The 26,455-nt window shown below is 61.1% G+C and carries 22 protein-coding genes and 2 riboswitches; of the genes, 15 read left to right on the forward strand and 7 right to left on the reverse strand.

Features of this window, described 5'->3' with window-relative positions; genetic code table 11:
- The first annotated feature begins 131 nt into the window (after nucleotides 1-131).
- Nucleotides 132-2,426 (forward strand): fatty acid cis/trans isomerase, encoded by a 2,295-nt coding sequence (locus tag AB4N41_RS20340; protein WP_252877995.1) that lies wholly within the window; start codon nucleotides 132-134, stop codon nucleotides 2,424-2,426.
- A 103-nt stretch (nucleotides 2,427-2,529) separates the two neighbouring features.
- Nucleotides 2,530-3,114 (forward strand): Fe-S biogenesis protein NfuA, encoded by a 585-nt coding sequence (gene nfuA / locus AB4N41_RS20345; RefSeq protein ID WP_003225494.1) that lies wholly within the window; start codon nucleotides 2,530-2,532, stop codon nucleotides 3,112-3,114.
- 144 nt (nucleotides 3,115-3,258) lie between these two features.
- Here the strand turns inward: nfuA and cobM are convergent, their stop codons facing one another.
- The 4 genes from cobM to AB4N41_RS20365 all read right to left on the reverse strand — a co-directional run bounded on the left by cobM (nucleotide 3,259) and on the right by AB4N41_RS20365 (nucleotide 5,404).
- Nucleotides 3,259-4,005 (reverse strand): precorrin-4 C(11)-methyltransferase, encoded by a 747-nt coding sequence (gene cobM, locus AB4N41_RS20350; RefSeq protein WP_252877996.1) that lies wholly within the window; start codon nucleotides 4,003-4,005, stop codon nucleotides 3,259-3,261.
- Between the two features lie 78 nt (nucleotides 4,006-4,083).
- Nucleotides 4,084-4,497 carry a cobalamin biosynthesis protein gene (locus AB4N41_RS20355; RefSeq protein WP_056785220.1) on the reverse strand — a complete coding sequence of 138 codons (414 nt, stop codon included), beginning with the start codon at nucleotides 4,495-4,497 and terminating at the stop codon, nucleotides 4,084-4,086.
- On the reverse strand, nucleotides 4,494-5,195 hold the full coding sequence (locus AB4N41_RS20360; protein ID WP_122751413.1) for a CbtA family protein: 702 nt from the start codon (nucleotides 5,193-5,195) through the stop codon (nucleotides 4,494-4,496). Before AB4N41_RS20360 ends, AB4N41_RS20355 begins: the two co-directional genes overlap by 4 nt.
- An 11-nt stretch (nucleotides 5,196-5,206) precedes the next feature.
- On the reverse strand, nucleotides 5,207-5,404 hold the full coding sequence (locus AB4N41_RS20365) for a CbtB domain-containing protein (protein ID WP_016774486.1): 198 nt from the start codon (nucleotides 5,402-5,404) through the stop codon (nucleotides 5,207-5,209).
- A gap of 123 nt (nucleotides 5,405-5,527) precedes the next feature.
- Nucleotides 5,528-5,746, reverse strand: a riboswitch (cobalamin riboswitch).
- Between the two features lie 874 nt (nucleotides 5,747-6,620).
- A riboswitch (cobalamin riboswitch) is annotated at nucleotides 6,621-6,832 on the forward strand.
- Nucleotides 6,833-6,931: 99 nt separating this feature from the next.
- Here AB4N41_RS20365 and cobW point away from each other — a divergent pair.
- From cobW to AB4N41_RS20390, 5 genes are all read left to right on the forward strand, one after another.
- Nucleotides 6,932-7,996 carry a cobalamin biosynthesis protein CobW gene (cobW, locus tag AB4N41_RS20370; RefSeq protein ID WP_225930814.1) on the forward strand — a complete coding sequence of 355 codons (1,065 nt, stop codon included), beginning with the start codon at nucleotides 6,932-6,934 and terminating at the stop codon, nucleotides 7,994-7,996.
- 3 nt (nucleotides 7,997-7,999) lie between these two features.
- Nucleotides 8,000-11,848, forward strand: coding sequence for a cobaltochelatase subunit CobN (gene cobN, locus AB4N41_RS20375; protein ID WP_252877998.1), 3,849 nt, complete (start codon nucleotides 8,000-8,002; stop codon nucleotides 11,846-11,848).
- A gap of 216 nt (nucleotides 11,849-12,064) precedes the next feature.
- Nucleotides 12,065-13,075: an ATP-binding protein gene (locus tag AB4N41_RS20380; protein ID WP_252877999.1), complete on the forward strand. Its 1,011-nt coding sequence runs from the start codon at nucleotides 12,065-12,067 to the stop codon at nucleotides 13,073-13,075.
- Nucleotides 13,048-13,740, forward strand: coding sequence for a vWA domain-containing protein (locus tag AB4N41_RS20385; protein WP_252878174.1), 693 nt, complete (start codon nucleotides 13,048-13,050; stop codon nucleotides 13,738-13,740). Before AB4N41_RS20380 ends, AB4N41_RS20385 begins: the two co-directional genes overlap by 28 nt.
- 356 nt (nucleotides 13,741-14,096) lie before the next feature.
- A complete protein-coding gene (locus AB4N41_RS20390) occupies nucleotides 14,097-15,656 on the forward strand; it encodes a TerC family protein (protein WP_252878000.1) in 1,560 nt (519 codons plus the stop codon).
- Nucleotides 15,657-15,792: 136 nt separating this feature from the next.
- On the opposite strand, the gene AB4N41_RS20395 is transcribed toward AB4N41_RS20390, so the two are convergent.
- Nucleotides 15,793-16,224, reverse strand: coding sequence for a thioredoxin family protein (locus AB4N41_RS20395; protein ID WP_095179748.1), 432 nt, complete (start codon nucleotides 16,222-16,224; stop codon nucleotides 15,793-15,795).
- 458 nt (nucleotides 16,225-16,682) lie between these two features.
- Here AB4N41_RS20395 and AB4N41_RS20400 point away from each other — a divergent pair, with 458 nt between their 5' ends.
- The 8 genes from AB4N41_RS20400 to kdgK all read left to right on the forward strand — a co-directional run bounded on the left by AB4N41_RS20400 (nucleotide 16,683) and on the right by kdgK (nucleotide 23,378).
- Nucleotides 16,683-17,531 carry a transporter substrate-binding domain-containing protein gene (locus tag AB4N41_RS20400; protein ID WP_252878001.1) on the forward strand — a complete coding sequence of 283 codons (849 nt, stop codon included), beginning with the start codon at nucleotides 16,683-16,685 and terminating at the stop codon, nucleotides 17,529-17,531.
- 51 nt (nucleotides 17,532-17,582) lie between these two features.
- Nucleotides 17,583-18,245, forward strand: a complete 663-nt coding sequence (locus tag AB4N41_RS20405) for an amino acid ABC transporter permease (protein ID WP_024012746.1) — start codon at nucleotides 17,583-17,585, stop codon at nucleotides 18,243-18,245.
- A 9-nt stretch (nucleotides 18,246-18,254) separates the two neighbouring features.
- Nucleotides 18,255-18,917 carry an amino acid ABC transporter permease gene (locus AB4N41_RS20410; RefSeq protein WP_041478712.1) on the forward strand — a complete coding sequence of 221 codons (663 nt, stop codon included), beginning with the start codon at nucleotides 18,255-18,257 and terminating at the stop codon, nucleotides 18,915-18,917.
- Nucleotides 18,914-19,705, forward strand: a complete 792-nt coding sequence (locus AB4N41_RS20415; RefSeq protein WP_041478713.1) for an amino acid ABC transporter ATP-binding protein — start codon at nucleotides 18,914-18,916, stop codon at nucleotides 19,703-19,705. The genes AB4N41_RS20410 and AB4N41_RS20415 overlap by 4 nt, the downstream gene beginning before the upstream one ends.
- A 31-nt stretch (nucleotides 19,706-19,736) precedes the next feature.
- On the forward strand, nucleotides 19,737-20,126 hold the full coding sequence (locus AB4N41_RS20420) for a RidA family protein (RefSeq protein WP_016774497.1): 390 nt from the start codon (nucleotides 19,737-19,739) through the stop codon (nucleotides 20,124-20,126).
- Between the two features lie 147 nt (nucleotides 20,127-20,273).
- On the forward strand, nucleotides 20,274-21,038 hold the full coding sequence (locus tag AB4N41_RS20425) for an IclR family transcriptional regulator (protein WP_041478714.1): 765 nt from the start codon (nucleotides 20,274-20,276) through the stop codon (nucleotides 21,036-21,038).
- 38 nt (nucleotides 21,039-21,076) lie between these two features.
- Entirely contained in the window at nucleotides 21,077-22,291 is a 1,215-nt protein-coding gene (locus AB4N41_RS20430; protein WP_460137924.1) for an amino acid deaminase, read from the forward strand.
- A gap of 154 nt (nucleotides 22,292-22,445) precedes the next feature.
- Complete coding sequence (kdgK, locus tag AB4N41_RS20435; protein WP_252878003.1) at nucleotides 22,446-23,378, forward strand: 2-dehydro-3-deoxygluconokinase; 933 nt, start codon at nucleotides 22,446-22,448, stop codon at nucleotides 23,376-23,378.
- 116 nt (nucleotides 23,379-23,494) lie between these two features.
- Here kdgK and AB4N41_RS20440 read toward each other — a convergent pair whose 3' ends face one another.
- Both AB4N41_RS20440 and AB4N41_RS20445 read right to left on the reverse strand, forming a co-directional pair.
- Complete coding sequence (locus AB4N41_RS20440) at nucleotides 23,495-23,770, reverse strand: peptidylprolyl isomerase (RefSeq protein WP_007912322.1); 276 nt, start codon at nucleotides 23,768-23,770, stop codon at nucleotides 23,495-23,497.
- 52 nt (nucleotides 23,771-23,822) lie between these two features.
- Nucleotides 23,823-26,360 (reverse strand): hybrid sensor histidine kinase/response regulator, encoded by a 2,538-nt coding sequence (locus AB4N41_RS20445; protein WP_460137925.1) that lies wholly within the window; start codon nucleotides 26,358-26,360, stop codon nucleotides 23,823-23,825.
- Nucleotides 26,361-26,455: the final 95 nt, after the last annotated feature.

Raw genomic sequence — 26,455 nt, forward strand, 5'->3', positions numbered from 1 at the left:
CGAAGGAGCGCGATCATAGCAAACCTGTGCGCTTTTGGAGCATGTGCAGCTTTTGCATGAATATCGCTCATGTTGGTACGAGCGTCAAAACGGTAGAATCGCAGCCTTTTTTTACCATCGAGATCAGCAGCATGCCGCACCGCTTCATCAGTTTATGGTTGCTGGTCCTGAGCGGGAGCGTTGCGGCGCAAGATTCCGCCATTTCTTCTTCCATCTCCTACACCCGGGATATCCAACCGATCTTCACCGAGAAGTGCGTAGCCTGCCATGCGTGCTATGACTCGGCCTGTCAGCTCAATCTCGGCAGTGGCGAAGGCGCCGCCCGTGGTGCGAGCAAGATGCCGGTGTACGACGGCGAACGCACCCAGGCGGCACCGACCACGCGCTTGTTTTACGACGCGTTCGGCAAGCGCGCCTGGCAGCAGAAAGACTTCTATTCGGTGCTCGATGCCCAGGGCAGTCAGGCCGCGCTGATGGCACGCATGCTTGAACTCGGCCACAAGACGCCGCTGACGCCGAACGCCAAACTGCCGGAAGACATTGTTCTAGGGCTCAATCGCAACAATCTATGCGCAATGCCTGCGGAGTTCGACGGATATGCCGGCGCGCACCCGAAAGAGGGCATGCCGCTGGCGGTCACTGGCCTAACCGACCAGCAATACCAGACCCTGCAGCGCTGGCTGGCGTCTGGCGCGCCGATTGACGAGCAGAGCCTGGCGCCGAGTGCCAAAGAGGCCATGCAGATCCTGCAGTGGGAAAACCTGCTCAACGCCCCCGGTGCGCGGCAAAGTCTGGTCGGGCGCTGGCTGTTCGAGCACTGGTATCTGGCGCACATCTATTTCAAGGACGGCGAGCCGGGGCATTATTTCCAGTGGGTACGTTCGCGCACGCCGAGCGGCCAGCCGATCGACCTGATCGCCACGCGCCGCCCCAACGACGACCCGGGCACGCAGGTGTATTACCGCTTGTGGCCGGTGCAGGGGGTGATCGTGCACAAGACGCACATCACTTATCCGCTGAGCGCAGCCAAAATGGCGCGGATCAAGAGCCTGTTCTACAACGGCAACTGGCAGGTCAATGCGCTGCCGGGTTACGGCCCGCAAAGCCGTGCCAATCCGTTTGCCACTTTCGAAGCGATTCCGGCGCAGGCGCGCTATCAGTTCATGCTCGATAACGCTGAATACTTCGTCCGCACCTTCATTCGCGGGCCGGTGTGCCGTGGGCAGATCGCGACCGACGTGATCCGCGACAACTTCTGGGCGCTGTTCCAGGCGCCGGAACATGATCTCTACATCACCGACCCGAACTACCGTGGCCAGGCTACGCCGCTGCTGGCGATGCCGGGGCAGAACGACGATGTCGGCAGCGTGCTGAGCCTGTGGCGCAACTACCGCGACAAGCGCAACGAATACGAGGCACTGCGCCGCGACAGCTATGCCGATCTGCCGGCGCCGAGCTGGTCGACGCTGTGGGCCGGCAACGACAACGCCTTGCTGAGCATTTTCCGCCATTTCGACAGTGCTTCGGTGACCAAGGGGCTGATCGGTGAGGTGCCGCAAACCATGTGGCTGTTCGATTATCCGCTGCTGGAGCGCACCTATTACCAGCTCGCGGTCAATTTCGACGTGTTCGGCAACGTCTCCCATCAGGCGCAGACCCGTCTGTATTTCGACCTGATCCGTAACGGCGCCGAGCAGAACTTCCTGCGCCTGATGCCCGCTGACTCGCGCGAGGATTACCTCAACGATTGGTACCAGGACGGCGGCCAGTTCAAGATGTGGCTCGATTACGAGGCCATCGATGACGACAAACCGACCGCGCTCAAACTCGACGAAAAAGACCCGAAACACGATTTCGCCATGCAGTTGCTGGCGCGCTACGGTGATCTGAACGCGCGGCCGGACCCGATCAATCGCTGCGACGGCGCTTATTGCTCGCGACCGAATATCGATCCGGCGTTGCAGAACGCCGAGCAGGCCCTGAGCCGTCTGGCCTCGCGACCGGCCGCAGGGTTGAAAGTCATCGACCAGTTGCCCGAAGCGACCTTGCTGCGCGTCGAAACCGCCAGCGGCAAGCGCGAGGTCTACAGCGTGCTGCGCAACCGCGCGCACAGCAACGTGGCGTTTTTGCTCGGTGAGTCGCTGCGCTATCAACCGGGCCTCGACACATTGACGATCTCTCCGGGCGTGCTCAGCAGTTACCCGAACTTCATCTTCAACGTACCGGCCGAGCAGGTGCCGGCGTTCGTCGATGCGATGGAGAATGCCAAGGATGCCAATCGGTTCGACAAGATCGTCGAACGCTGGGGCATTCGTCGCAGTCATCCGCAGTTCTGGCTGTATTTCCACGATCTGAGCCAGTACATACACGAAACCGATCCGGTGGAAGAGGGTGTGCTGGATATGAACCGGTACGAGAACCTTTGAGCATTCGCAGGCATATGCCGGGATTCTTTCCCGACAAAAATACTAGGACTTTGTCAGCCGCGCCGATTGGCGTAAACTGCGCCCAAGCCTGCGAGGAGTTTTTATGACCGCTATTACCATTACCGACGCCGCCCATGATTACCTGGCCGATCTGCTCTCCAAGCAGAACACCCCGGGCATCGGCATCCGTGTCTTTATCACCCAGCCTGGCACCCAGTACGCCGAAACCTGCATTGCCTACTGCAAGCCGGGCGAAGAGAAACCTGAAGATACCGCGCTGGGGCTGAAAAGCTTCACCGCTTACATCGATTCCTTCAGCGAAGCGTTTCTTGACGACGCCGTTGTCGACTATGCCACCGACCGTATGGGCGGCCAGCTGACCATCAAGGCGCCGAATGCCAAAGTGCCGATGGTCAATGCCGACAGCCCGGTCAACGAGCGCATCAACTACTACCTGCAAACCGAAATCAACCCGGGGCTGGCCAGCCACGGCGGTCAGGTCAGCCTGATCGATGTGGTCGAGGACGGCATCGCTGTTTTGCAGTTTGGTGGCGGTTGCCAGGGCTGCGGCCAGGCCGACGTGACCTTGAAGGAAGGCATCGAGCGCACTCTGCTCGAGCGCATCCCGGAGCTCAAGGGCGTTCGCGACGTGACCGACCACACGCAGAAAGAAAACGCCTACTACTAAGGCGTTCGCTGCGAACATGAAAAACGGCGCCCCGTGAGCGCCGTTTTTTTATGGGTAACTTTTGCCGCCCCCATTCGCGAGCAGGCTCGCTCTCACAATTAAATGCAATCACCTGTGGGAGCGAGCCTGCTCGCGAAGGCGTCTTCAAGGGCGATAAAGATGCGCATGCCCGGCGCGATACAACGATGATTCGCCAAACACCTCGCTGCCCAGCACCCTGCCAACCAGAATCAGCGCCGTACGCCGAAAGCCTTTGGCCTCGACCTTGTCGGCAATGTCCGCCAATGTACCTACCACCCAGTCCTGATCCGGCCATGTCGCGCGGTGAATAACGGCAATCGGGCAGTCCGCGCCGTAATGCGGCAGCAGTTCGACCAGTATCTTTTCCAGATGATTGACCCCCAGATGAATGGCCATGGTCGCGCCGTGCTGCGCCAGGCTCGCCAGTTCTTCGCCGGCGGGCATCGCGGTCTTGTCGGCGTAACGGGTCAGGATCACGCTTTGCGAAATGTCCGGCAGGGTCAACTCGGCGCCCAGCAGCGCTGCGCATGCCGCTGTGGCGGTCACGCCCGGAATGATCTCGAAAGGAATGTTCAGCTCACGCAAGTAGCGAATCTGCTCACCAATCGCGCCGTACAGACCTGGATCCCCCGAATGCACACGGGCAACATCCTGGCCTTGGGCATGGGCAGTCCTGATCAAATCGATGATCTGTTCCAGATGCAGTTCAGCGCTGTTGACCACGGTTTCGGCTTGATGACCTTCCAGCACCGCTGCGGGTACCAGCGAGCCGGCATAAATGATCACCGGGCAGCTGCGAATCAGCCGTTGGCCTTTGACGGTGATGAGTTCCGGGTCGCCTGGGCCGGCGCCGATGAAGTAGACGGTCATCGTTGAATCCTTGTGAAGAGGCGCAGGCACACTGCAGATGAAGCGTGCTCATGATCAATGGCGGGGATTATCGGGATTTTATGCAGCGCCGGCCAATGCCAGCGTGGCCTGCGCATATTTCTGCCGGGGAATCAGCAGTTTCGCCGGCGCCTGAATCAACTGCTCGGCCAGCGCCAGCGCGGCGCTTTCCGCCACGCCGTAGCAGCCGGTGCGCTCAAAGGCGATTTGCGATTGATGGCTGAGGCGCTGCTGATAGGGCGCCAGCTCGGCACTGTTGAAATACTGCAGCGGCAGATTCAATTGTGTGGCCAGTTCCAGCAACCCCGGTTCGTCGCGCTTGAGATCGATACTCGCCAGAGCCTTGACCGCTCGCAGCTCGATGCGGTGCGCCTGCAATGCTTGATCAAGTAACGCACGCAGCGTACTGGCCGGACAGCCGCGCTGGCAGCCAAGGCCGACCACGAAGGTCGGCGCTGCGCGGTCATCGGTCATGCCTGATATGGGCCTGCGCTTTTGCGGCGGAACAACCAGGCACTGATCAGGCCCAGAGCCAGCCAGAACGCGACGTTGGTCAGCTGCGAAGCGATTTTGAACTGGGTTTCCAGTGCCTCTGGAGCGAGCATCGAATGCACCTGCGGTTGCGGCGCGCCGATCACATGCGGCACGGCGAGAATCGCTACACCAAGAAGCTTCATCAGCCAGTGACGACTGAAGGCGATCAGTGCCAGGCCGACGGCGGTCGAAGCGGCAGTGCCGATCCACCAGATCTGCCGCGATGCCAGATCGGCAGCCGCAGTGCCCGGCAATTCAGGTGGCAGGCCCAAGGTCGGCGCGAGAACGAACGTGGCGTAACCGGCCAGACCCCAGAGCAGCCCTTGCGAGGTCTTGGTCGGCGCGCGCAAGGTGTACAGGCCGGCGAGCATCAAGGCGAAACCCACTGCCACCACCAGATTACCGCCAGTGGTCGAGACCACGCGCTGCCAGCCGTCTTCCGGCTCCCAGGCTTCGCCATCATGGCTGTGGGCGGCGGTGCCGGCGGCGTGTTCGTGGACTTGCGCGACCGGTTCGGATTTCTCGAAGGATTCGGCCTGCAGAATCAACGGTGATACCCAGAAACTCTGCAGCAGGGTCAGCAGCAGGGCGGCCAGCAAGCCGGTGAAGCCTGCGGTTTGCGCGATACGCTTGATCATTTCGGCAGGCCTCAGTGGCACGGGAACGCGGCGCTGTGGCGGGTATCGTGGGCGGCGTTGTGCACCGCTTCGATGTGCGAGAAACCGGCGAACCAGACCAGGCTGGCACCGAGGATCGAGGCGAAGAGGGCGGCGGCGACGCGTTGGCCGAGTGTGGTGCTGCTGGAGATGTGGTCAGTGTGGCTGACGGTGTTACTGATGATCGACATAGCGCTTCCCTCTGAAATGTCAGCGGGTAAACAGAGCGCATGAAAATCCCTGCGGGCCGGGCACGCAGGAATTTCGAACAGCGCCCGCCCACCGCGGGTTTGTTTGTGTTCAGCGGCGCTTGCGCGCGCTGGGTGTTGCGGGCCGGTCTCCGGGCTCGCGAGGGGTTGGCTGGTCGCCGACCTGCAAGCATCACCTTCCCATGCCGGGGCACAGTGGATCTGACGCTTCGCTCGCTTACCGTTGCGGGGGCAGCACCGGACTGACATGGCTTTGAGTAAAGCACATGATTCACCGGTTTCCCGTTTCACCCTGTGAAGGGCACCCGTAACAAGGTGTGCAGGAGAACATGGGTTTGGGTTTTTAGTCAATTTCCGGGAGTTTTCGGTACTGCGATGTGGGCATTTTTCTGATGTTTTTGTGTGTATATCCGTTGCTGCGGGTGTTGCTGATTACGGTTTCGCCCTTACGGCGAGGCACTTTTTCCAAACGCCGAAAAAGTACCCAAAAAGGCTTGCTCCTACGTTCGGCCCTCGCAGGCTCGGGTTCCTTCGCTCCGGGACTGATCCGGGCGCAGCGGCTCCGGTTTGCTTCGCTGCACCTACACTCGCTGTGTACGACTGCGTCGTACGGTCGCTGCGCTCCCACGCCCGGATCAATCCCTCCACTCAGCCTTCCGACGTCGCCGGTGGATCAAGATCAAGAGCACTCGAGCTTGCGCTCATTGTTGAGTGGGGCGGCTGCGCTGCTTTACTTTTGCTTTTGTGGGAGCGAGCCTGCTCGCGAAGGCGGCCTGACAGCCGACCTGTTCTTGAGCTGGTGCGCGATCCAACTGTAGGAGCTGCCGAAGGCTGCGATCTTTTGCTTTTGCCTTTGCCTTTGCTTTTGCTCTGGCTTTTGATCTTTTGCCCCTTCGGCAGGCTTCGTTACGGGATCGATCCGGGGGTGGGAGCGCAGCGACCGTGCGACGCAGTCGTACACAGCGGAAGGAGGTGCAGCGAAGCAAACCGTAGCCGCTGCGCCCGGATCGGTCCCGTAACGAAGGTACCCCGAGCCCCAGCGAGCGGGCCGTACGCCGGGGCAAAGCCTTTTGGTTCCTTTTTGGCGTTTGAAAAAGGGACTCGCTGTAAGAGCGAAACCATAAGAAGCCGTTACCGCAGCAACGGATATGCCCCCGAACTCAAACTCAACGCCCATTGACCCACGACGGACCCATGCGTAGCCTTGCGCTTTCGAGGTTCTTCGGCACTCGCCGAAGCTAAGAAGGGAACGCGGTCAAAGCCGCGGCTGCCCCCGCAACTGTGAACGGTGATGTTCGTTGCCACGCCACTGCCAGCTCAACCGATGAGCCAGCGGGAAGGCGCAATGGACGCCAGGCCCAACGCCTGAACGCCGTCAGCCAGGAGACCTGCCTCGTCACAGATTCTCACTACAACCGGGCGGGGTGATCCGGTGGCGAATGCTTCCGGCGTGCATGCGCGCTGCCGGTTCTCGTCCCGTATGCCCGCCGCTTGCCAAAGGGCATACCGATGAAAACACTGGCCAAACTCCCCGTCACCATCGTCACCGGTTTCCTCGGTTCGGGCAAAACCACGCTGCTGCGGCACATGCTCGACAACGCTCAGGGCCGGCGCATTGCGGTGATCGTCAACGAGTTTGGCGAGCTGGGCATCGACGGTGAAATCCTCAAGCAATGCACCATCGGCTGCACCGAAGAAGAGGCCAGCGGCCGCGTTTATGAGCTGGCCAACGGCTGCCTGTGCTGCACCGTGCAGGAAGAATTCTTCCCGGTGATGCGCGAGCTGGTTGCCCGTCGCGGCGATCTCGACCACATCCTTATTGAAACCTCGGGCCTAGCCCTGCCAAAACCGCTGGTGCAAGCCTTCCAGTGGCCGGAAATTCGCAGTGCCTGCACCGTCGACGCAGTCATCACCGTGGTCGACAGCCCGGCCGTCGCTGCTGGCACCTTCGCCGCGTTCCCGGATCAGGTCGATGCCCAGCGCAAACTCGATCCGAACCTTGATCACGAGTCGCCGCTGCATGAACTGTTCGCCGATCAACTGGCCAGCGCTGACCTGGTGATCCTCAACAAAGCTGACCAGACCAGCCCGCAAGACCTGGCTCGCGTACGCGCTGAAGTAGCCGAAGAGCTGCCGCCAGCGGTAAAAATCGTCGAAGCCAGCAATGGCCGCCTGCCGCTCGACGTGCTGATCGGTCTCGGTGCCGGCTCTGAAGAGCATATCGACAGCCGCCACAGCCACCACGATCACCACCATGACGGTGATGACGACGACCACGATCACGACGCCTTCGATTCGATCTCCATCGAATTGCCGCAAGCCGACGAAAGCCTGCTGCTCGATGCGCTGACGCAACTGGTGGTGCAGCACGGCATCCTGCGGGTCAAAGGCTTCGCGGCGATTCCGAACAAGCCGATGCGCCTGTTGATCCAGGGCGTGGGCACGCGTTTCGACAAGCATTTCGACCGCCAGTGGGGTGCCGACGAAGCGCGGGTGACGCGTCTGGTGCTGATCGGTCAGGAGCTTGATGCGGCACAACTCGAAGCGCAATTGCGCGCTGCGCTCAGCGTTTAAGCCATGCACCTGCTCAGGACCCAGCCCGGCGGATTCGTCTCGGACGACAACATTGCCGACCTCGGACAAACCCCCGCCGAGCTGGTGATCCTGTGCAGCGGCGATTCCAGCCTGGCGCTGCTCGCCGAGGCTGCGCAGCAACTGCCCGATGATTATCCGAGCCTGCGTCTGGCCAACCCGATGCAGGTGCAGAATCATGCCTCGGTCGATCTGTATGTCGACGAAGTGCTGCGCCACGCCAAGGTCATTCTGATCTCCCTGCATGGCGGCATTGCCTATTGGCGCTACGGTGTCGAGCGGCTGGTCGAGTTGTCCGAACGCGGCGTGCAACTGATTCTGGTGCCCGGCGATGACCGCCCGGATCCCGAACTCAGCGACTTGAGCACGGTCAGCGCCGAAGTGCGCGATCGACTCTGGCAATTCCTGCGTCAGGGCGGCATGGGTAACGCGCTGGATTTCTTCCGTTGCCTGGGCAACCAATGGTTCGCCCGCGATTACCCGTGGAGCGAGCCGCAAACCCTGCCGCGCACGGCGATTTATCACCCACAGAAAAACAGCGCTGCCCTGAGTGACTGGCAAGCCGAATGGCTGCCCGATCAACCGGTGGCGGCGCTGTTGTTTTATCGCTCGCATTTGCAGGCGGCGAACACGGCGTTCATCGATGTGTTCTGCCAGCGCTTACAGGCAGCCGGGCTCAATCCGCTGCCGATCGCGGTGGCCAGTCTGAAGGAGCCCGGTTGCTTGTCGGTGGTCGAGGACTGGCTGGATGAAGTCGAGGCGGGGGTGATTCTCAACACCACCGGTTTTGCCCAATCGAGTCCCGAGGCGCCGCACCTGCGCCCGTTTCGCCGCAACATCCCGGTGATTCAAGCGATCTGCGCCCAGGACAATGAGCCCGGCTGGCGCGACAGCGAGCAGGGCCTCGGGCCGCGCGATCTGGCGATGCACATTGCTTTGCCGGAGCTTGACGGGCGCATTATCAGCCGACCGATCAGCTTCAAGGATCTGGCCTGGCGCAGCGAGCGCAGTCAGTCCGATGTGGTCTGCTATCGCGCCCAGCCCGAACGCATGGATTTCGTTGCCGAACTGGCGCGGCGCTGGGTTGATCTGGCGCGTGTGGCCAATGGCGAAAAACGCATCGCGCTGATCCTCGCCAACTACCCGACCCGCGACGGCCGCATCGGCAATGGTGTCGGCCTCGATACGCCAGCGGCGGCGCTGAACATCCTGCGCGCGTTGCGCGAAGAGGGTTATCCGGTCACGGCCGAGTTGCCCGACAGCGGCACCGAACTGATCCAGCAACTGCTCGGTGGTGTCAGCAACGACCTCGACAGTCTCGATCTGCGCCCGTGCCAGCAGAGCCTGGCGATGGACGATTACCTGGCAATGTTCAATGCGTTGCCGGAGGCGAATCGCGCCGCGGTACTCGAGCGCTGGGGATCGCCACACAACGATCCGATGTGTCGCGACGGTCGGCTGATGATTGCCGGTCTGCGTTTCGGTCTGACCTTTGTCGGCATCCAGCCGGCGCGGGGTTATCAGGTCGATCCGAGCGCGGTGTATCACGACCCGGATCTGGTCCCGCCGCACGGCTATCTGGCGTTCTATTTCTGGTTGCGCAACACCTACGGCGCCCACGGCGTGATCCACGTCGGCAAGCACGGTAATCTCGAATGGCTGCCGGGCAAAGGGGTGGGGCTGTCGGAAGGCTGCTGGCCCGACGCGCTGCTCGGGCCGTTGCCGAATATCTATCCGTTTATCGTCAACGATCCGGGCGAGGGCGCCCAGGCCAAACGGCGCACGCAAGCAGTGATCATCGACCACCTGATGCCACCGCTGACCCGCGCCGAAACCTACGGGCCGCTGCGCAATCTGGAGCTGCTGGCCGACGAATATTACGAGGCGCAACTGCTTGATCCGCGCCGTGCCCGCGAGTTGCAGCGCGACATTCTGCAATTGGTACGAGACACGCAAATCGACCGCGAATTGCAACTGGATGCCGCGCTGGACAGCGATGCCGATGCGGCGATCTGGTTGCCGCGTCTGGACACTTATCTGTGCGATCTGAAGGAATCGCAGATTCGCGATGGGTTGCACATCTTCGGCGAATCACCGAGCGGGCGTTTGCGTATCGACACGTTGCTGGCGTTGCTGCGCATCCCGCGCGGTGACGGCAAGGGCGCGCAGTCGAGTCTGCTGCGAGCACTCGCCAAAGCATTTGAACTGGGTTTTGATCCGCTGGATTGCGCGTTGGCCGAGCCGTGGAGCGGCCCGCGTCCGACCGAGTTGCAGGCCATCAGCGAAGAAGTATGGCGCACCGCCGGCGACACCCGCGAACGCCTCGAACTCTTCGCCGCAGACCTGATCTTCCGATCACTGAATGTCCCCTGTGGGAGCGAGCCTGCTCGCGAAAGCGGTGCGTCAGGTAAATCATTGTTGAATGACACACCGAGTTCGCGAGCAGTCTCGCTCCCACAAGGGGCGGGTTGGGCTGAGGTTGATTCGATACTCGACCATCTGCGCGAAGTCGTCGCCCCGCGCCTCGACGCTTGCGGCCCCGCCGAAATGCGCGGTCTGCTCGACGCCCTCAGCGGTCGTTTCGTCCCGGCCGGCCCCAGCGGTGCGCCCAGCCGTGGCCGCCTCGACGTGTTGCCCACCGGGCGTAATTTTTATTCAGTCGACGTGCGCAATCTGCCAACAACTACCGCGTGGCGCATCGGATTCCAGTCGGCAACGCTGATTCTCGAACGACACCTGCAGGATCACGGCGATCACTTGCGCCACCTCGGCTTGTCCGTCTGGGGCACCGCAACCATGCGCACCGGCGGCGACGACATCGCTCAGGCCATGGCGTTGATGGGCGTGCGTCCGGTCTGGGCCACGGGCAGTCAGCGCGTGGATGATTTCGAGATTCTGCCGCTGAGCCTGCTCGATCGTCCGCGAGTCGATGTGACGCTGCGGGTTTCGGGGTTTTTCCGTGATGCGTTTGCCAATCTCATCCGCCTGTTCGACGCCGCCGTGCAAGCGGTGGCCGCACTGGACGAGCCGGATGACTTGAACCCACTCGCCGCCAAGGTGCGTGCCGAACGCGAGGCGTTAGTGCAATCGGGCGTCGATGAGGATACCGCGCGGCGTCAGGCCGGTTGGCGCATCTTCGGCGCGAAACCGGGGGCGTATGGCGCCGGTGTGCAAGGCGCTATCGACGGACGTCTGTGGCAGTCGCGCGAAGACCTCGCCGAGGTCTACCTGAACTGGGGCGCCTATGCTTACGGCGGTGCCGACGAGGGCACGGCCGCCCGCGCGCAATTCAGCCAGCGCCTGAGCCATGTGCAAGCGGTGCTGCAAAACCAGGACAACCGCGAGCATGACTTGCTCGATTCCAACGATTACTACCAGTTCCAGGGCGGCATGCTCGCGGCGGTGGAGACTCTGCGCGGCGAAGCGGCGGCCAGCTATCACGGCGATCACAGCCAGCCGGATCTGCCGAAGATTCGTACCTTGAAGGAAGAACTGAACCGCGTGGTGCGCTCGCGCGCGGCGAATCCGAAGTGGATCGCCGGGGTCAAGCGTCACGGCTACAAAGGCGCGTTCGAACTGGCGGCGACGGTTGATAATCTGTTCGCCTTCGATGCGACTACGCAATTGATCGACGACCATCAATATGCGTTGCTGGCGGAGGCATATTTGCTCGATCCGGCGACCCGGGATTTTGTTCGTGAGCATAATCCCCATGCGCTGCGCGACATGACCGAACGCATGCTCGAAGCGCAGCAGCGCGGGATGTGGCAGGAGCCTGGGGCTTATAAAGAAGCGCTGGAGAATTTGCTGTTGGATATCGAGGAAGATATGTAGCCGCTAAAAAGCTACCCTCACCCCACCCCTCTCCCGGAGGGAGAGGGGGCCGATTTTTAGCGCTGTCGAAATTTGCGTCGACCCGATGCATCACGTCGACAGAACTCGAGAGGCCATCACGGTCTGTTCCCTCTCCCTCTGGGAGAGGGCTAGGGTGAGGGCAACAACTGACACACCACAACGTCACGACCATCCACGACCACGAAAGAGAAACCCATGACCGACACCCCGCATTTCCCGCTCTCCGCCGTGGTCGGCGCCGATGACCTGAAGCTCGCCCTGTGCCTGACCGCCATCGACCCGAAAATCGGCGGCGTACTCATAGAAGGCCCGCGCGGCATGGCCAAGTCGACCCTGGCCCGGGGCCTGGCGGACCTGCTCGCCAGCGGCCAGTTTGTCACTTTGCCGTTGGGCGCCACTGAAGAGCGCCTGGTCGGCACCCTCGATCTCGACGCTGCCCTGAGCGGCGCTCGCGCGCAGTTTTCGCCCGGTGTCCTGGCCAAGGCTGACGGTGGCGTGCTCTATGTCGATGAAGTCAATCTGCTGCCCGATCATCTGGTCGACCTGCTGCTCGATGTCGCCGCCAGCGGTACCAACCTGATCGAACGTGACGGCATCTCCCATCGACATTCGGCGAAATTCGTCCTGATCGGCACCATGAACCCGGAAGAGGGCGAGCTGCGGCCGCAACTGCTTGACCGCTTCGGCTTGAACGTTGCCCTCAGCGGCCACACCGCGCCCGCCGAACGTGGACAGATCATTCGCCGGCGGCTGGATTTCGACAGCGATCCACAAGGGTTCTGCGCGCAGTGGGCGAGCGAGCAACACATCCTGCGTTCGCGCTGTGAAAGCGCCCGCGAGCGCCTGGCAGCCATTCCACTGGATGACGCGGCATTGGCGTTGATTACCGAGCGCTGTTTCGCTGCTGGCGTCGATGGCTTGCGCGCCGATCTGGTCTGGTTGCGCGCGGCCCGCGCCCATGCGGCATGGCGTGGGGCCGATGCGATTGCTGGAGAGGATATCGACGCGGTGGCCGAATTTGCCCTGCGCCATCGCCGTCGCGAACAACCTTCATCCAGCGCCCAATCACAAGCGCAATCTCCGTCAGGCACAGACAGCAAATCCGGCGAAGGCCAGGGCCAGTGGGGCGAGATGCCGGCAACGGCGCAAGCCACCGGTGCCCGCCGCGAAGTTCCGAGCTGGCCGCCACAGGCAAAAAAGCCCTAGGCATTCGCCCCCGATCCGACGCGGGGGCGAATGCCAGACCCCGTGCCGGACAACTCGACAATGGCCGCCAGGGCCAACGCCAGAGCGCCAGCTGCGGTTCGGTGAACTGGCCGGGCACGCTGCTCAATGGCCGCCCGCAGCGCCGCGCCGATTTGCTGTTTCAACAGCGCACCCGTTCGCCCCATGAAATCTGGCTGGTGATCGTCGACGCGTCGGCTTCGACCCGTCGCCATCAGGCCTTGAGCGATGCCAAGGGCCTGCTCGCGCAGTTGTTCGACGATGCTTACCGCCAGCGGGCGCGGCTGGCGTTGCTGACCGCCAGTGGTTCTGCGCCGAAATGGCAGGTGCAAGGCTTGAAGGCCTCAAGCGGCCTGAGCACCTGGCTTGACGGTCTGGGCGCTGGTGGCGGCACGCCGTTGCTCGCGGCGCTGGAGCAGGCGCAGCAATGGCTGACGGTTAGACGCAAGCGCTTTCCCGCCGAACAGCAACGCTGTCTGATCGTGACCGATGGTCGCTTGAAAGAGCTGTCGGGGTTGCCGGTGCTGGCGTGCCCGGGATTGCTGATCGACATCGAACGCGGGCCGATCCGACTGGGCCGGGCGAAGGATCTGGCGACCGCGCTGCAAGCGCAGTATCAGCATATCGATGAGCTGGGTCTACGCTGAATCCGCCGCACCGCTCGCACCCTGTGGGAGCGAGCCTGCTCGCGAAGGCTTTTTCGGCAACGCTGAAAATCTTCGGTTACATTGATTCATACAGATCTTGAAATGATTTACCGCTGTGGAGCAGGTCGGTCGACGCTGTACGCTCGAAGGCCATTTTTCATTCAGGATCTACATGAACACCCTCTCGGAGCCTCCCAGTCAGCATTCTCCAGCGCAATATTGCGCGGTCTTGATCCATTCGCAGCATCCCGTCTTCCGACTCCCGACTATGGTTGATAACGCGGCCCTTGAGCCTTCGCGTTGCACTTCGCCGTGTCCGGCCGCCTGAATTCACTGTAGAGAGATCGAGACGTTTTATGGAATGGTTAGCGGATCCCACGGCCTGGTTAGGCCTGTTGACTCTGATCGTGCTGGAACTGGTACTGGGTATCGACAACCTGGTGTTCATCGCAATTCTTGCCGACAAACTGCCGCCGCATCAGCGTGATCGTGCGCGCATCATCGGCTTGTCGCTGGCGTTGATCATGCGCCTGGGCCTGTTGGCGAGCATTTCCTGGCTGGTTACGCTCACGCAACCGTTGTTCGAGGTGTTCGACAAGAGCTTCTCCGGTCGTGATCTGATCATGCTGTTCGGTGGCGTGTTCCTGTTGTTCAAAGCGACGATGGAGTTGCATGAACGCCTCGAAGGCCACGTCGGCGAGCGCTCGACCAACACGACCTACGCGCTGTTCTGGCCGATCGTGGCGCAGATCGTGGTGCTCGACGCCGTGTTCTCGCTCGACGCGGTGATTACCGCCGTGGGCATGGTCGATGAACTGGCGGTGATGATGATCGCCGTGATCATTTCCATCGGCCTGATGATCGTCGCCAGCAAGCCGCTGACCCGCTTTGTCAACGCGCACCCGACCGTGATCATGCTGTGCCTGGGCTTCCTGATGATGATCGGTTTTGCCCTGACCGCCGAAGGTCTGGGCTTCCATATCCCGAAAGGTTATCTGTACGCGGCCATCGGTTTTTCGATCCTGATCGAAGTCTTCAACCAGATCGCCCGGGCGCGGCGCAAACGTTCGATTCAGGGCGTGCGGCCGATGCGTGAGCGCACGGCCCATGCGGTGATGCGTCTGCTCGGCGGGCGCAAACTGGCGGCGGAGGAGGTTGGCGAGGAAATCTCCGACCTGCTGGACGACGGTGAAGCGCCGGTGGCCGAGCTGTTTGATCGTCGTGAGCGGGTGATGATCAGCGGTGTGCTGCAACTGGCGGAACGGCCGATTCGCAACCTGATGACGGTGCGCGCCGACGTTGACCTGATTGATCTTGCGGATGACGCCGAAACCATTCGCACGAAGTTGATGCATTCGTCCTACTCGCGCTTGCCGCTGATTCGCGATGGCGCGGTGGACGAGCCGCTGGGCTTCGTACACAAGAAGGAACTGCTCAAGGAATATCTGGCGGGCAACGAGCCGAACCTGGAGCATCTGGCTCGCAAGACCGTCAATCTGCTCGACAGTTACTCAATCCTCAATGCCCTGGAGCAGATGCGCGCGGCGTCAACGCACATTGCCTTCGTGGTCAATGAATTTGGCGATTTTGTCGGCGTACTGACCATGACCGACATCCTCGAATCGATCGCTGGCGAACTACCCGATGCCAGCGAAATCGAAGGCCCGGACGTGGTCGAAGAGCGCGGCGGGTTTCTGGTCAGCGGCGCGCTGCCCTTGGCTCGCGTTCGCCAGCGTACCGGCTTCGATGCCGAGCCGACCGAGGATTATCAGACGATGGCCGGGTTGGTGATGAGTCTGCTGGATCGCTTGCCGATGACCGGTGATCGACTGGAATACGAGGGCTGGCAACTGACTGTCAAAGCGGTGGAAGAGCGGCGGGTGACGCGGGTGTTGCTGGAGCGCGCTGCCGCGTAATACTTGCGCTTTCTAAAAGCTGTGCCTGCCTTTTTGCGAGCGGGCTAGCTGCCACATTGCAACGCGGTCCAATGTGGCAGCTAGCCTGCTCGCGAAGGCAATTTGGCAGGCACTCCATTCCTCTGAGGAGGCTCGATCAGTACATCCTCCGTAGGCGCCCATGTGGAACGGTACGCAAAGTACGAAGTGTCTGACGCAGCCAAGGCAGATCATGCTTCCGTTTACGCGCGGCAAAGGGGGCTTTGGTCTTGCCGATGTGCACGGCGAAATCCCGTGCGAGGGTTTCTTCAGTGCCGATACCTTTGAGCTTTTTCATCAGCCTGCCGTTTTTATAGAACAGCACGGTTGGCGTGCCCGTGACATTCGGGTGCTTGGGCGATTGGCTGGTGTTGAGCATATAGATGTTGGCGCGCAGTCGGTAAGGCTCGGCAATCTGCCGAAAGATCGGCCCGGACCATTCGCAGGCGGGGCAATGTTCATTGGCGAAATAAAGAATGACCGGACGCCAGGTTTTCAGGGCTTTGCGGTAAACCGGGGCCAGCGCGGAAGTTGTGTTGGTGACGTTCATCGAAGGGTCCTTTTCAACGAGCGGATAGGTTGCTTGACGTTAAAGGAGTAGGCATGTCGGGGTCTACTGTCAGAAATTACAGGTGGACTGCGTAACCACGAGAAGTGCTGTCGTCACGGTGATAGCCGTCGCGAAACGGCAGGGTGGTGATGTCTACAGGCAGGCGCTAAAGCGCTGATACCGGGTTTTGCTCAACTGTCACCCTGATTCGCACCACAACGGCGCGATCTGACCCAAGTTGGGAACGCATTACCCCTTTCCTGGCTTTGTCAGGTGTTTCCTTCGCTCCTGGTCGGGCCAAACCCTTTGGTCCACGAAACATATCTTGTTGATTCCAAAAGCTTTCAACGCAGTTACAGATTTCGCGAGATTCCTGTGGCACACTTTCTGCTGTCTATTCCGTAGTAACAAACCGTGTTCCGGTATAGCGGAATAAACACAATTCTGGAGTGCTTGCCATGCGTCGCCATCCTTCGTTGTTCAAAGCGTGTGTTTTTGTCCTTGCGGCTTCTTCCTCGGTCATGGGTCTGGCCCAGGCGGCCGACAGCAAGCTCGACAGTGTTCTCGCCCGTGGCAAGTTGATCGTGGGCACCGGCAGCACCAATGCGCCGTGGCACTTTCAGGGCGCGGACGGCAAGTTGCAGGGTTTTGATATCGACATCGCCAGGATGGTGGCTAAGGGACTGTTCAACGACCCGAGTAAAGTCGAGTTCGTGGTGCAGTCGTCCGATGCGCGGATTCCCAATCTGCTGACCGACAAGGTCGACATGAGCTGCCAGTTCATCACCGTCACCGCCAGCCGTGCCCAGCAAGTGGCATTCACTCTGCCGTACTACCGCGAAGGCGTCGGCCTGCTGTTGCCGAACAACAGCAAGTACAAGGAAATCGAAGACCTGCAAGGGGCAGGCGATGACGTTACCGTTGCGGTGCTGCAAAACGTCTACGCCGAAGAATTGGTGCATCAGGCATTGCCCAAGGCCAAGGTCGATCAGTACGACAGCGTCGACCTGATGTATCAGGCAGTGAACTCTGGCCGTGCCGATGCCGCCGCAACCGATCAGTCGTCGGTCAAATACCTGATGGTGCAGAACCCGGGCCGCTACCGCAGCCCAAGCTACGCCTGGAGCCCGCAAACCTACGCGTGTGCGGTGAAACGCGGCGATCAGGACTGGCTGAACTTCGTCAACACCGCGCTGCATGAGGCCATGACCGGGGTTGAGTTCCCGACCTACGCCGCCTCCTTCAAGCAATGGTTCGGTGTCGATCTGCCGTCGCCCGCGATCGGTTTCCCAGTCGAATTCAAATGATCCCGTGAGAGTGGGGCGATTTCAGTCGCCCCGCTCAAGGTACTGCTGACCATGAATTATCAGTTGAACTTTGCCGCCGTGTGGCGCGATTTCGACACCTTGCTGGCAGGGCTCGGGCTGGGCTTGCAGCTGGCGCTGGTGTCGATCGCCATCGGCTGCGTGATCGGCCTGCTGATGGCGTTTGCATTGCTCTCCAAACATCGCGCCTTGCGGGTGCTGGCCTCGGTGTACGTCACGGTGGTGCGCAACACGCCAATCCTGGTGTTGATTCTGTTGATCTACTTCGCACTGCCCAGCCTTGGCATTCGTCTGGACAAGATTCCTTCGTTCATCATCACGCTGTCGCTGTATGCCGGCGCGTACCTGACCGAAGTCTTCCGTGGCGGCTTGTTGAGCATTCCCAAAGGCCAGCGCGAAGCCGGGCTGGCAATCGGTCTCGGTGAATGGCAGGTCAAGGCTTACGTCACCGTGCCGGTGATGCTGCGCAATGTGCTGCCGGCGCTGTCGAACAACTTCATTTCGCTGTTCAAGGACACCTCGCTGGCGGCTGCGATTGCGGTGCCGGAGCTGACCTATTACGCGCGCAAGATCAACGTCGAGAGCTACCGGGTGATCGAAACCTGGCTGGTGACCACGGCGTTGTATGTCGCGGCCTGTTACCTCATTGCCATGCTGCTGCGTTACCTCGAGCAGCGTCTGGCGATCCGCCGATAGGAGGCTGCGATGTACCAATCCCCCAGTTGGTTGCATGAATTGTGGCTCGCGCGCGAGCCTTTGTGGCAGGGCTTTCTGACCAGTGTGCAGGTCTCGGCGCTGGCCATCGTCTTGGGCACCATGCTCGGCGTGGTTGCCGGCCTGGTCCTGACTTACGGCAGATTCTGGATGCGCGCGCCGTTTCGGCTGTACGTCGATCTGATTCGCGGCACGCCGGTGTTTGTATTGGTGCTGGCCTGCTTTTATATGGCGCCGGCGCTCGGTTGGCAGATCAGCGCGTTTCAGGCCGGAGCCTTGGGCCTGACGCTGTTCTGCGGCTCGCACGTCGCCGAAATCGTCCGTGGCGCCTTGCAAGCCCTGCCGCGCGGGCAGATGGAGGCGGGCAAAGCCATCGGTCTGACGTTCTACCAATCCCTCGGCTACGTACTGTTGCCTCAGGCGCTGCGGCAGATTTTGCCGACCTGGGTCAACTCGTCCACCGAAATCGTCAAGGCTTCGACCTTGCTCTCGGTGATCGGCGTCGCCGAATTGCTGCTCAGCACGCAACAGATCATCGCCCGAAACTTCATGACCCTGGAGTTCTACCTGTTCGCCGGTTTTCTGTTCTTCGTCATCAACTACGGCATCGAATTACTCGGCCGGCACATTGAAAAGCGGGTGGCCTTGCCATGACTCAAGCTCAAGTTGCTTCACAGAATCAGGCGCTGCTGGATATTCGCGGTCTGCACAAACAGTACGGCGCGGTGGAAGTGCTCAAGGGTGTCGACCTGAGCATGCAGCGTGGCAACGTCGTTACGCTGATCGGCTCCAGTGGCTCGGGCAAGACCACGCTGCTGCGTTGCGTGAACATGCTCGAAGAGTTTCAGGGCGGGCAGATTCTGCTCGACGGCGAATCCATCGGCTATGACGAGGTCAACGGTAAACGCGTACGTCACCCGGAAAAGGTCATTGCCCGCCATCGCGCGATGACCGGCATGGCGTTCCAGCAATTCAACCTGTTTCCGCACCTGACCGCCTTGCAGAACGTCACCTTGGGCCTGCTCAAGGTGAAGAAGATGCACAAGGACGAAGCCGTGGTGCTTGCCGAAAAATGGTTGGAGCGTGTCGGCCTGCTGGAGCGGCGCAATCACTTTCCCGGTCAGTTGTCCGGCGGTCAGCAACAGCGCGTAGCGATTGCCCGAGCGATTGCGATGAACCCGAGCCTGATGCTCTTTGACGAAGTCACCTCAGCCCTCGACCCGGAACTGGTTGGCGAGGTGCTCAACGTGATCAAGGGGCTGGCCGAGGACGGCATGACCATGTTGTTGGTGACCCACGAAATGCGTTTCGCTTTCGAGGTCTCGGACAAGATCGTTTTCATGAATCAAGGGCGAATCGAAGAGCAGGGGCCTCCCAAGGAACTGTTCGAACGCCCGCAATCGCCGCGTCTGGCGGAATTTCTCAAAAGCACGCGGTTTTGAATCTGCACTTTTGCAATCAGGAGAAACACCCATGAGCATTACGCGTTACGGCACCGGCAGCACCGCCGCCGGCGGCCAGCCTCGTCCATTCGCCCGCGCTGTTGAAGCGGATGGTTGGCTGCATGTGTCCGGCCAGGTACCGGCGGTGGATGGCGAGATCATCGTCGGCGGCATCGTCGAACAGACCCACCAGACCATGAAGAACCTGATCGCCATTCTCGAAGAGGCTGGCTATGGCCTCGAGGACGTGGTCCGCGCTGGCGTCTGGCTGGACGATCCACGGGATTTCAGCAGTTTCAACAAGGTCTTCGCCGAGTATTTCAAACCCGAACACGCCCCGGCGCGGGCCTGTGTGCAGGCGAGCATGATGGTTGATTGCAAGGTTGAGATCGACTGCATTGCCTACAAGAAGAAGGCCTGAAACAAGTGCAGCCCTCTTCGCGAGCAGGCTCGCTCCCACATTTGGAATGCGTTTTCCTGTGGGAGCGAGCCTGCTCGCGAAAGCGATGTAACAGGCGACACTGGACTCTCGGTAAACTCCCGGCGACTTTGAATGGAAACCACTGACATGACCGAAGACACCATCAAGCGCCGGGCACGTGGTCTGGACCGGGCGTTCGATATCCTCGATTTTCTCAAGGAAATCGGCCAGCCCTTGCGCCCCAATGACATCGCCAACGGCATCGGCGGCCCGAAATCCACGGTCTACGAGCTGGTCGCATCCTTGCTGGAGCGGCGGATTCTGGAACCGGTGGGCAAGGACGGCCACGTCTATCTCGGCCGCCAGTTGTACTTCCTCGGCCAAGCGCATCTGCGCCATTTCGACCTCAGCCGCGAGGCCGATCACGCCTTGCAGGAGATCGTCAGCCAGACCCGCGAAACTGCGCAGATGTGCCTGCTCAACGGGCGCAAATACACGGTGGCGTTGATGAAGGAGGGCGAGCGGCATTTCCGCATCTCATCGGATATCGGCGAAAACGCGCCGATCCCGTGGACCGCCTCCGGGCGCCTGCTGCTCGCGCATTTAAGCGATCAGCAGATCATCGACCTGATCGACGAGGACGACTACATCCTGCCCGACGGCGAACGTCTGCCACTGGAACGCTTTCTGGCGGAGATTCGTCAGGCCGGTATCGATGGCTTCTTTTCCTTCGACAGCGTCGCCGACACGTTCACCCATTGCTTCGCCGCGCCGGTGAAAGACCCGCAAGGCGTGGCCATTTGCACGTTGTGCATCGTCGCCCCTCGGGCCGATGCGAAAAACAATTACAACGACTATCGCCGGGTGCTGATCGAGAGCGCCAACAGCCTCGCCCGGCGGATCAACGAATAACCGCGGCTGCCTGCGGCCGCGACTGTGAGGACTGGACCATGACCACTGCCATCAACTCTGCCGTAGAAAAAGGTGACGCCACCCTCGGCGCGCAATTGACCCGCGACGTCAGCCTGCCAGCGCTGGTGCTGCACCGCGAGGCCCTGGAGCACAACATTCGCTGGATGCAGAAATTTGTCAGCGACAGCGGCGCCGAACTCGCGCCTCACGGCAAAACCAGCATGACCCCGGCACTGTTCAAGCGACAGCTCGACGCCGGCGCCTGGGGCATCACCCTCGCCAGCGCTACCCAGACCCGCGCCGCTTATGCTCACGGCGTACGTCGGGTGTTGATGGCCAATCAATTGGTCGGCACGCCGAACATGGCGTTGATTGCCGATCTGCTCGCCGATCCGACGTTCGATTTCTATTGCATGGTCGATCACCCGGACAACGTCGCCGACCTCGGGGCTTACTTCGCTTCCCGTGGGGTCAAGCTCAACGTGATGATCGAATATGGCGTGGTTGGCGGGCGCTGCGGGTGCCGCAGCGAGCAGGAAGTCATCGAGCTGGCCAAGGCCATCGATGCGCAACCGGCGCTGGCACTGACCGGCATTGAAGGTTACGAAGGCGTGATTCATGGCGATCATTCGGTCAGTGGCATTCGCGAATTCGCCGCGTCGCTGGTTCGCCTCGCGGTGCAGCTACAGGACAGCGGCGCCTTTGCCATCGCCAGACCGATCATCACTGCGTCGGGTTCGGCCTGGTACGACCTGATCGCCGAATCTTTCGAAACCCAGAACGCCGCTGGCCGTTTCCTCAGCGTGTTGCGCCCGGGCAGTTACGTGGCCCACGACCATGGTATCTACAAAGAGGCGCAGTGCTGCGTGCTCGACCGTCGCAGCGATCTGCACGAAGGCCTGCGCCCAGCGCTGGAAGTCTGGGCTCATGTGCAGTCGCTGCCGGAACCGGGTTTCGCGGTGATCGCTCTGGGCAAGCGCGACGTCGCATTCGACGCCGGTTTGCCGGTGCCGTTGTTGCGCTACAAGGCCGGTGTGGTGCCGGCGACAGGTGATGATATCGGTGCGTGCAAGGTCACGGCGGTGATGGATCAGCATGCGTTCATGACCGTGGCGCCGGGTGTAGAACTGCGGGTCGGCGACATCATTTCCTTTGGTACTTCGCATCCGTGCCTGACGTTTGACAAATGGCGTGTTGGGTTGCTGGTGGATGAGCAGTTGGCGGTTATCGAGACCATGGAGACTTGTTTCTAAGGCTTGAGACCGAGGCGCGGCCAATCGCTGGCAAGCCAGCTCCCACAGGGCCGGAGGTGATTACCCAATTTATGTTCACCTTGACTTTGTGGGAGCTGGCTTGCCAGCGATGACGCCCCAACAGCCACCACCGAACGACCAGAGACCTTACCAGATGACCACGCTCAGCCCTCTGGGGCCCTACACCCCACGCATCGCCCTGATCGGCGAATGCATGATCGAACTGCAACAACGTGCCGACGGCAGTCTGCAGCAAAGCTTCGGTGGCGATACCCTCAATACGGCCGTGTACCTGTCCCGCGCCCTGGGCGACAAGGCGCAAGTCGACTACGTCACCGCGCTGGGCGATGACAGTTTCAGCGATGCGATGTGCCAGATCTGGCGCAGCGAAGGCATCGGCCTCGATCTGGTGCAGCGCTTGCCCGGTCGGCTTCCCGGTTTGTATTGCATACAGACCGACGCCAACGGCGAGCGGCGCTTTCTGTACTGGCGCAACGAAGCGGCGGTACGCGATTGCTTCACTACCCCTGCGGCCGAGCCGATTCTCGCGGCCTTGCCGGACTACGACGTGCTGTATTTCAGCGGGATCACCCTCGCCGTACTTGGCATGCAAGGCCGTGCCCGCCTGATCAAGACGTTGAGCGAAGCCCGGCAGCGCGATGCGCGCATCGTTTTCGACAACAACTACCGCCCACGCTTGTGGGCTTCTGTGGAAGAGGCCCGCGCGGCATATCGCAGCGTCTTGCCCTATGTCGATCTGGCGTTGCTCACCGTGGATGACGAACAGGCGTTGTTCGGGTTTGCCGATTGCGCTGAGGTGTTTGCGACGTATGCGCAGATTGGCACGCCAGAAGTGGTGCTCAAGCGTGGCGCCGAGGCGTGCCTGATTCGTTGTCAGGGGGAGGCGTTTGAGGTGCCGGCGCAAAAGGTCGACAAGGTTGTCGACACCACGGCGGCGGGGGATTCGTTCAGTGCGGCGTATCTGGCCCGGCGCTTGCTCGGCGGCAGCCCGGCAGAGGCGGCCCAAGCGGGACATGAATTGGCCAGTCGGGTGATACAGGTGCCAGGGGCGCTGATCCCCAGGTAGTCAGAGAATGGCCGCTTGCTGCGCAATCGGTTCGCGAGCAGGCTCGCTCCCACAATGAAAACCCGGTCGAAATGTGGGAGCGAGCCTGCTCGCGAAGAAGCCCGGCAGCCAGCCGATCAATCCCGATAAAACACCTGCACCAGGTGATAACCAAACTTGCTCTTGATCGGTCCATGCACGGTGCGCAGTGGTTTCTTGAAAATCACCGCATCAATCGCGCCGACCATCTGTCCTGGACGTACTTCGCCCAGATCACCGCCGCGTTTGCCGGACGGGCAGGTGGAAAACTTCTTCGCCAGCACATCGAATGCTTCGCCCTTGGCGATGCGCTGTTTGAGTTGTTCGGCCTCTTCGGCGGTTTTCACCAGAATGTGGCGGGCTTGGGCTTTCATCGTGCAATACCTGATAACGGGGTGACAGCGGGGCGCGCGATTATGCCTCAAGTCACGGGGTCGGGTTGCTCAACTTGCGAATCTTGCTCGCCAACACTTCCAGGACAAAAGGCTTGGCGACCATGTCCATGCCCTCTTCAAGAAAGCCCTGGCGCTCGGCAGCAATCTGCGCGTAACCGGTCATGAACAGCACTTTAAGGCCGGGACGATGCTGGCGCGCAATTTCCGCCAACTGGCGACCGTTCATGCCGGGCAGCCCGACATCGGTGACCAGCAGATCGACACGTTGCGCGGACTCGAACAAGGGCAGGGCGATTTTGGCGTTTGCCGCTTCGAAGGTTTTATAGCCCAGCTCCCTCAGCAGATCGAGCACCAGCATGCGCACCGCCGCGTCATCCTCGACCACGATTGCGGTTTCGCCAGAAGATGAAGCAGCAATCGGTTCGGCTTTCTTCACAGATGAGGTTTCCGGCGCCGGCTCAAGCAAGCGCGGCAAGTACAGGCGCACGCAAGTACCTTGCCCCGGTACGCTGTCGAGGCTGACGTGACCACCGGACTGCTGGGCGAAACCGTAGATCATCGACAGCCCGAGCCCGGTGCCCTGGCCGATCGGCTTGGTGGTGAAGAACGGATCGAACGCTTTGGAGCGAATTGACGGAGTCATGCCGGTGCCGTTATCGCTGACCGCGAGCATGACGTATTCCCCGGCCTTGACCGGTTCGAGAATGGTGATGTCGCTGCTGTCGAGGTAGACGTTGGCAGTCTGGATCAGCAACGTGCCGCCTTCGGGCATCGCGTCGCGGGCGTTGATCACCAGATTGAGCAAGGCATTTTCCAGCTGGCTGACGTCGGTGCTCACCGGCCAAACGTCTTCGGGCAGGCGCAGTTGCAGGTCGATCGGATCGCCTTTGGTGCGGCGGATCAGATCTTCCAGCGAGTGCACCAGCTCATTGACGTTCAGTTGCTTGCGGTCCAGCGACTGGCGCCGCGAGAACGCCAGCAAGCGATGCGTGAGCGCCGCCGCGCGATTGGCCGATGACACGGCCGCTTCGGTAAAACGGCCGATCTCGTCGGCACGACCATTGGCGATGTAGCGCTGCATCAAGTCCAGACTGCCGATAATGCCGGTGAGCATGTTGTTGAAGTCGTGGGCGATGCCACCCGTGAGCTGGCCGACGGCTTCCATCTTCTGCGCGTGGCGCAAGGCATCTTCGGCGCGCTCGCGTTCGAACATCTCGTTCTGCAAACGCTCGTTGGCCTGAGCCAGTTGCTCGGTGCGCGCGCTGACCCGCTCTTCGAGGGTCTCGTTGAGATTACGCAGGGCTTCTTCGGTTTTCTTGCGCTCGGTCTCGTCGATGACAAAGATGTAGAAGCCGTTCACTGCACCGTCCGCACCATGTCGCGGCAGATAATTCATGAGGGCATGACGGGTGCTGCCATCGCGGTGCGGTGTGTAGAAACTGAAGGAACAGGCGCGCCCGGCCAGCGCTTCGGCGATGTACGGTGCACGCAGGAAATACGCCTCTTCGCCGATGACTTCGCGAATCTTGCGCCCGTACAACTCTTGCGGTGTGAGGCCGTACCAGTCGAGATACGCTGCGTTGTTCAAGCGAAAACGTTCTTCGGCGTCGACATAGCTGATCAGGATCGGCATGGCGTTGATGATCAACTGCAATTCGGTCTGGCTCTGACGCAGCGCTTGTTCGGTGTGTTTGCGTTCGGTCAGGTCCAGCGCCGCGCCGAGAAAGCGCATCGGCCGACCATGATGATCCTTGTAGCAACGCCCGCGCGCGAACACCCAGCGCAGCGTGCCATCGGCCTGCAACAAGCGATATTCCTCAGCGTACTCGGTGCCGTGGGTGATGCAGTGCTTGATGCCGCGCGCAACCATTGCGCGGTCTTCGGGGTGCACCCCGTGCATATATTCGCTGATCGGCAATTGCCCGGCCTTGCTCGGATCAACGCCATGCAGTTCGGCAAAATGCGCATCGGCAATGAATCGGTCTTCGCCAATGTCCCAGTCCCACGTTCCGACGGCGTCGGCGGCGGCAAGGGCCAGTTGCAGACGCTCTTCGGACTGGCGCTGAGCCTTGAGGCTTTCCTCGGAACGGCGCTGCAATTCCAGGGCAATGCGGCGGCGCTCGTTGGTCTCAATGGCAGTGATCAGAATTCCGGCGACCTGTGCGGTTTCATCGCGAATCGGACTGTAGGTCAGATCCAGCCAGAAATCGGTTTTTTTGCCGTCGCGCTGCACGCTGAAACGTTGCTCGCTGAAGCTGCGCACCTGGCCCTGCAGCACCGCTTGGTAGATCGGCTCGGCAAAATCCCGTACTTCCGGCCAGATCTCATGCGTTGGCTGGCCGAAGGCTTCGGGATGCTTGCTGCCGGCGAGCAGGGCAAAGCCATTGTTGTAGAGCTGCGTGAGTTGCGGCCCCCACAACAGCAGCATCGGCATCGGCGAATGAATCACGATGTCCACCGCTGTGCGCAGACTCTGCGGCCAGGTACCGGCGGCGCCCAGCGGACTGCGGCTCCAGTCGGTGCGGGCGATCAGGGCCTGGGCGTCATCGGTGGTGGGTACAGCATTCATGTTTCAATCCTGAGCGTGGTTCGGTGAGACGGGGTCTATCATTGTTGCAGGAGCCGCGCCAAGCGTAGGCCAAATCTGCTCATTCAATGCTTCGC

This window comes from Pseudomonas sp. S2_A10 (assembly GCF_054668465.1).

Excerpts from the sequence above, each read along its gene's own strand:
- AB4N41_RS20340 (WP_252877995.1), top strand. The coding sequence starts at position 132 with ATGCCGCACCGCTTCATCAGTTTATGGTTGCTGGTCCTGAGCGGGAGC.
- AB4N41_RS20400 (WP_252878001.1), top strand. The coding sequence starts at position 16,683 with ATGCGTCGCCATCCTTCGTTGTTCAAAGCGTGTGTTTTTGTCCTTGCG.
- AB4N41_RS20360 (WP_122751413.1), bottom strand. The coding sequence starts at position 5,195 with ATGATCAAGCGTATCGCGCAAACCGCAGGCTTCACCGGCTTGCTGGCC.
- AB4N41_RS20395 (WP_095179748.1), bottom strand. The coding sequence starts at position 16,224 with ATGAACGTCACCAACACAACTTCCGCGCTGGCCCCGGTTTACCGCAAA.
- kdgK (WP_252878003.1), top strand. The coding sequence starts at position 22,446 with ATGACCACGCTCAGCCCTCTGGGGCCCTACACCCCACGCATCGCCCTG.
- AB4N41_RS20430 (WP_460137924.1), top strand. The coding sequence starts at position 21,077 with ATGACCACTGCCATCAACTCTGCCGTAGAAAAAGGTGACGCCACCCTC.
- AB4N41_RS20440 (WP_007912322.1), bottom strand. The coding sequence starts at position 23,770 with ATGAAAGCCCAAGCCCGCCACATTCTGGTGAAAACCGCCGAAGAGGCC.
- AB4N41_RS20365 (WP_016774486.1), bottom strand. The coding sequence starts at position 5,404 with ATGTCGATCATCAGTAACACCGTCAGCCACACTGACCACATCTCCAGC.
- AB4N41_RS20410 (WP_041478712.1), top strand. The coding sequence starts at position 18,255 with ATGTACCAATCCCCCAGTTGGTTGCATGAATTGTGGCTCGCGCGCGAG.
- cobN (WP_252877998.1), top strand. The coding sequence starts at position 8,000 with ATGCACCTGCTCAGGACCCAGCCCGGCGGATTCGTCTCGGACGACAAC.
- AB4N41_RS20355 (WP_056785220.1), bottom strand. The coding sequence starts at position 4,497 with ATGACCGATGACCGCGCAGCGCCGACCTTCGTGGTCGGCCTTGGCTGC.
- AB4N41_RS20420 (WP_016774497.1), top strand. The coding sequence starts at position 19,737 with ATGAGCATTACGCGTTACGGCACCGGCAGCACCGCCGCCGGCGGCCAG.
- cobW (WP_225930814.1), top strand. The coding sequence starts at position 6,932 with ATGAAAACACTGGCCAAACTCCCCGTCACCATCGTCACCGGTTTCCTC.
- AB4N41_RS20390 (WP_252878000.1), top strand. The coding sequence starts at position 14,097 with ATGGAATGGTTAGCGGATCCCACGGCCTGGTTAGGCCTGTTGACTCTG.
- AB4N41_RS20445 (WP_460137925.1), bottom strand. The coding sequence starts at position 26,360 with ATGAATGCTGTACCCACCACCGATGACGCCCAGGCCCTGATCGCCCGC.
- cobM (WP_252877996.1), bottom strand. The coding sequence starts at position 4,005 with ATGACCGTCTACTTCATCGGCGCCGGCCCAGGCGACCCGGAACTCATC.
- nfuA (WP_003225494.1), top strand. The coding sequence starts at position 2,530 with ATGACCGCTATTACCATTACCGACGCCGCCCATGATTACCTGGCCGAT.
- AB4N41_RS20415 (WP_041478713.1), top strand. The coding sequence starts at position 18,914 with ATGACTCAAGCTCAAGTTGCTTCACAGAATCAGGCGCTGCTGGATATT.
- AB4N41_RS20380 (WP_252877999.1), top strand. The coding sequence starts at position 12,065 with ATGACCGACACCCCGCATTTCCCGCTCTCCGCCGTGGTCGGCGCCGAT.
- AB4N41_RS20405 (WP_024012746.1), top strand. The coding sequence starts at position 17,583 with ATGAATTATCAGTTGAACTTTGCCGCCGTGTGGCGCGATTTCGACACC.
- AB4N41_RS20425 (WP_041478714.1), top strand. The coding sequence starts at position 20,274 with ATGACCGAAGACACCATCAAGCGCCGGGCACGTGGTCTGGACCGGGCG.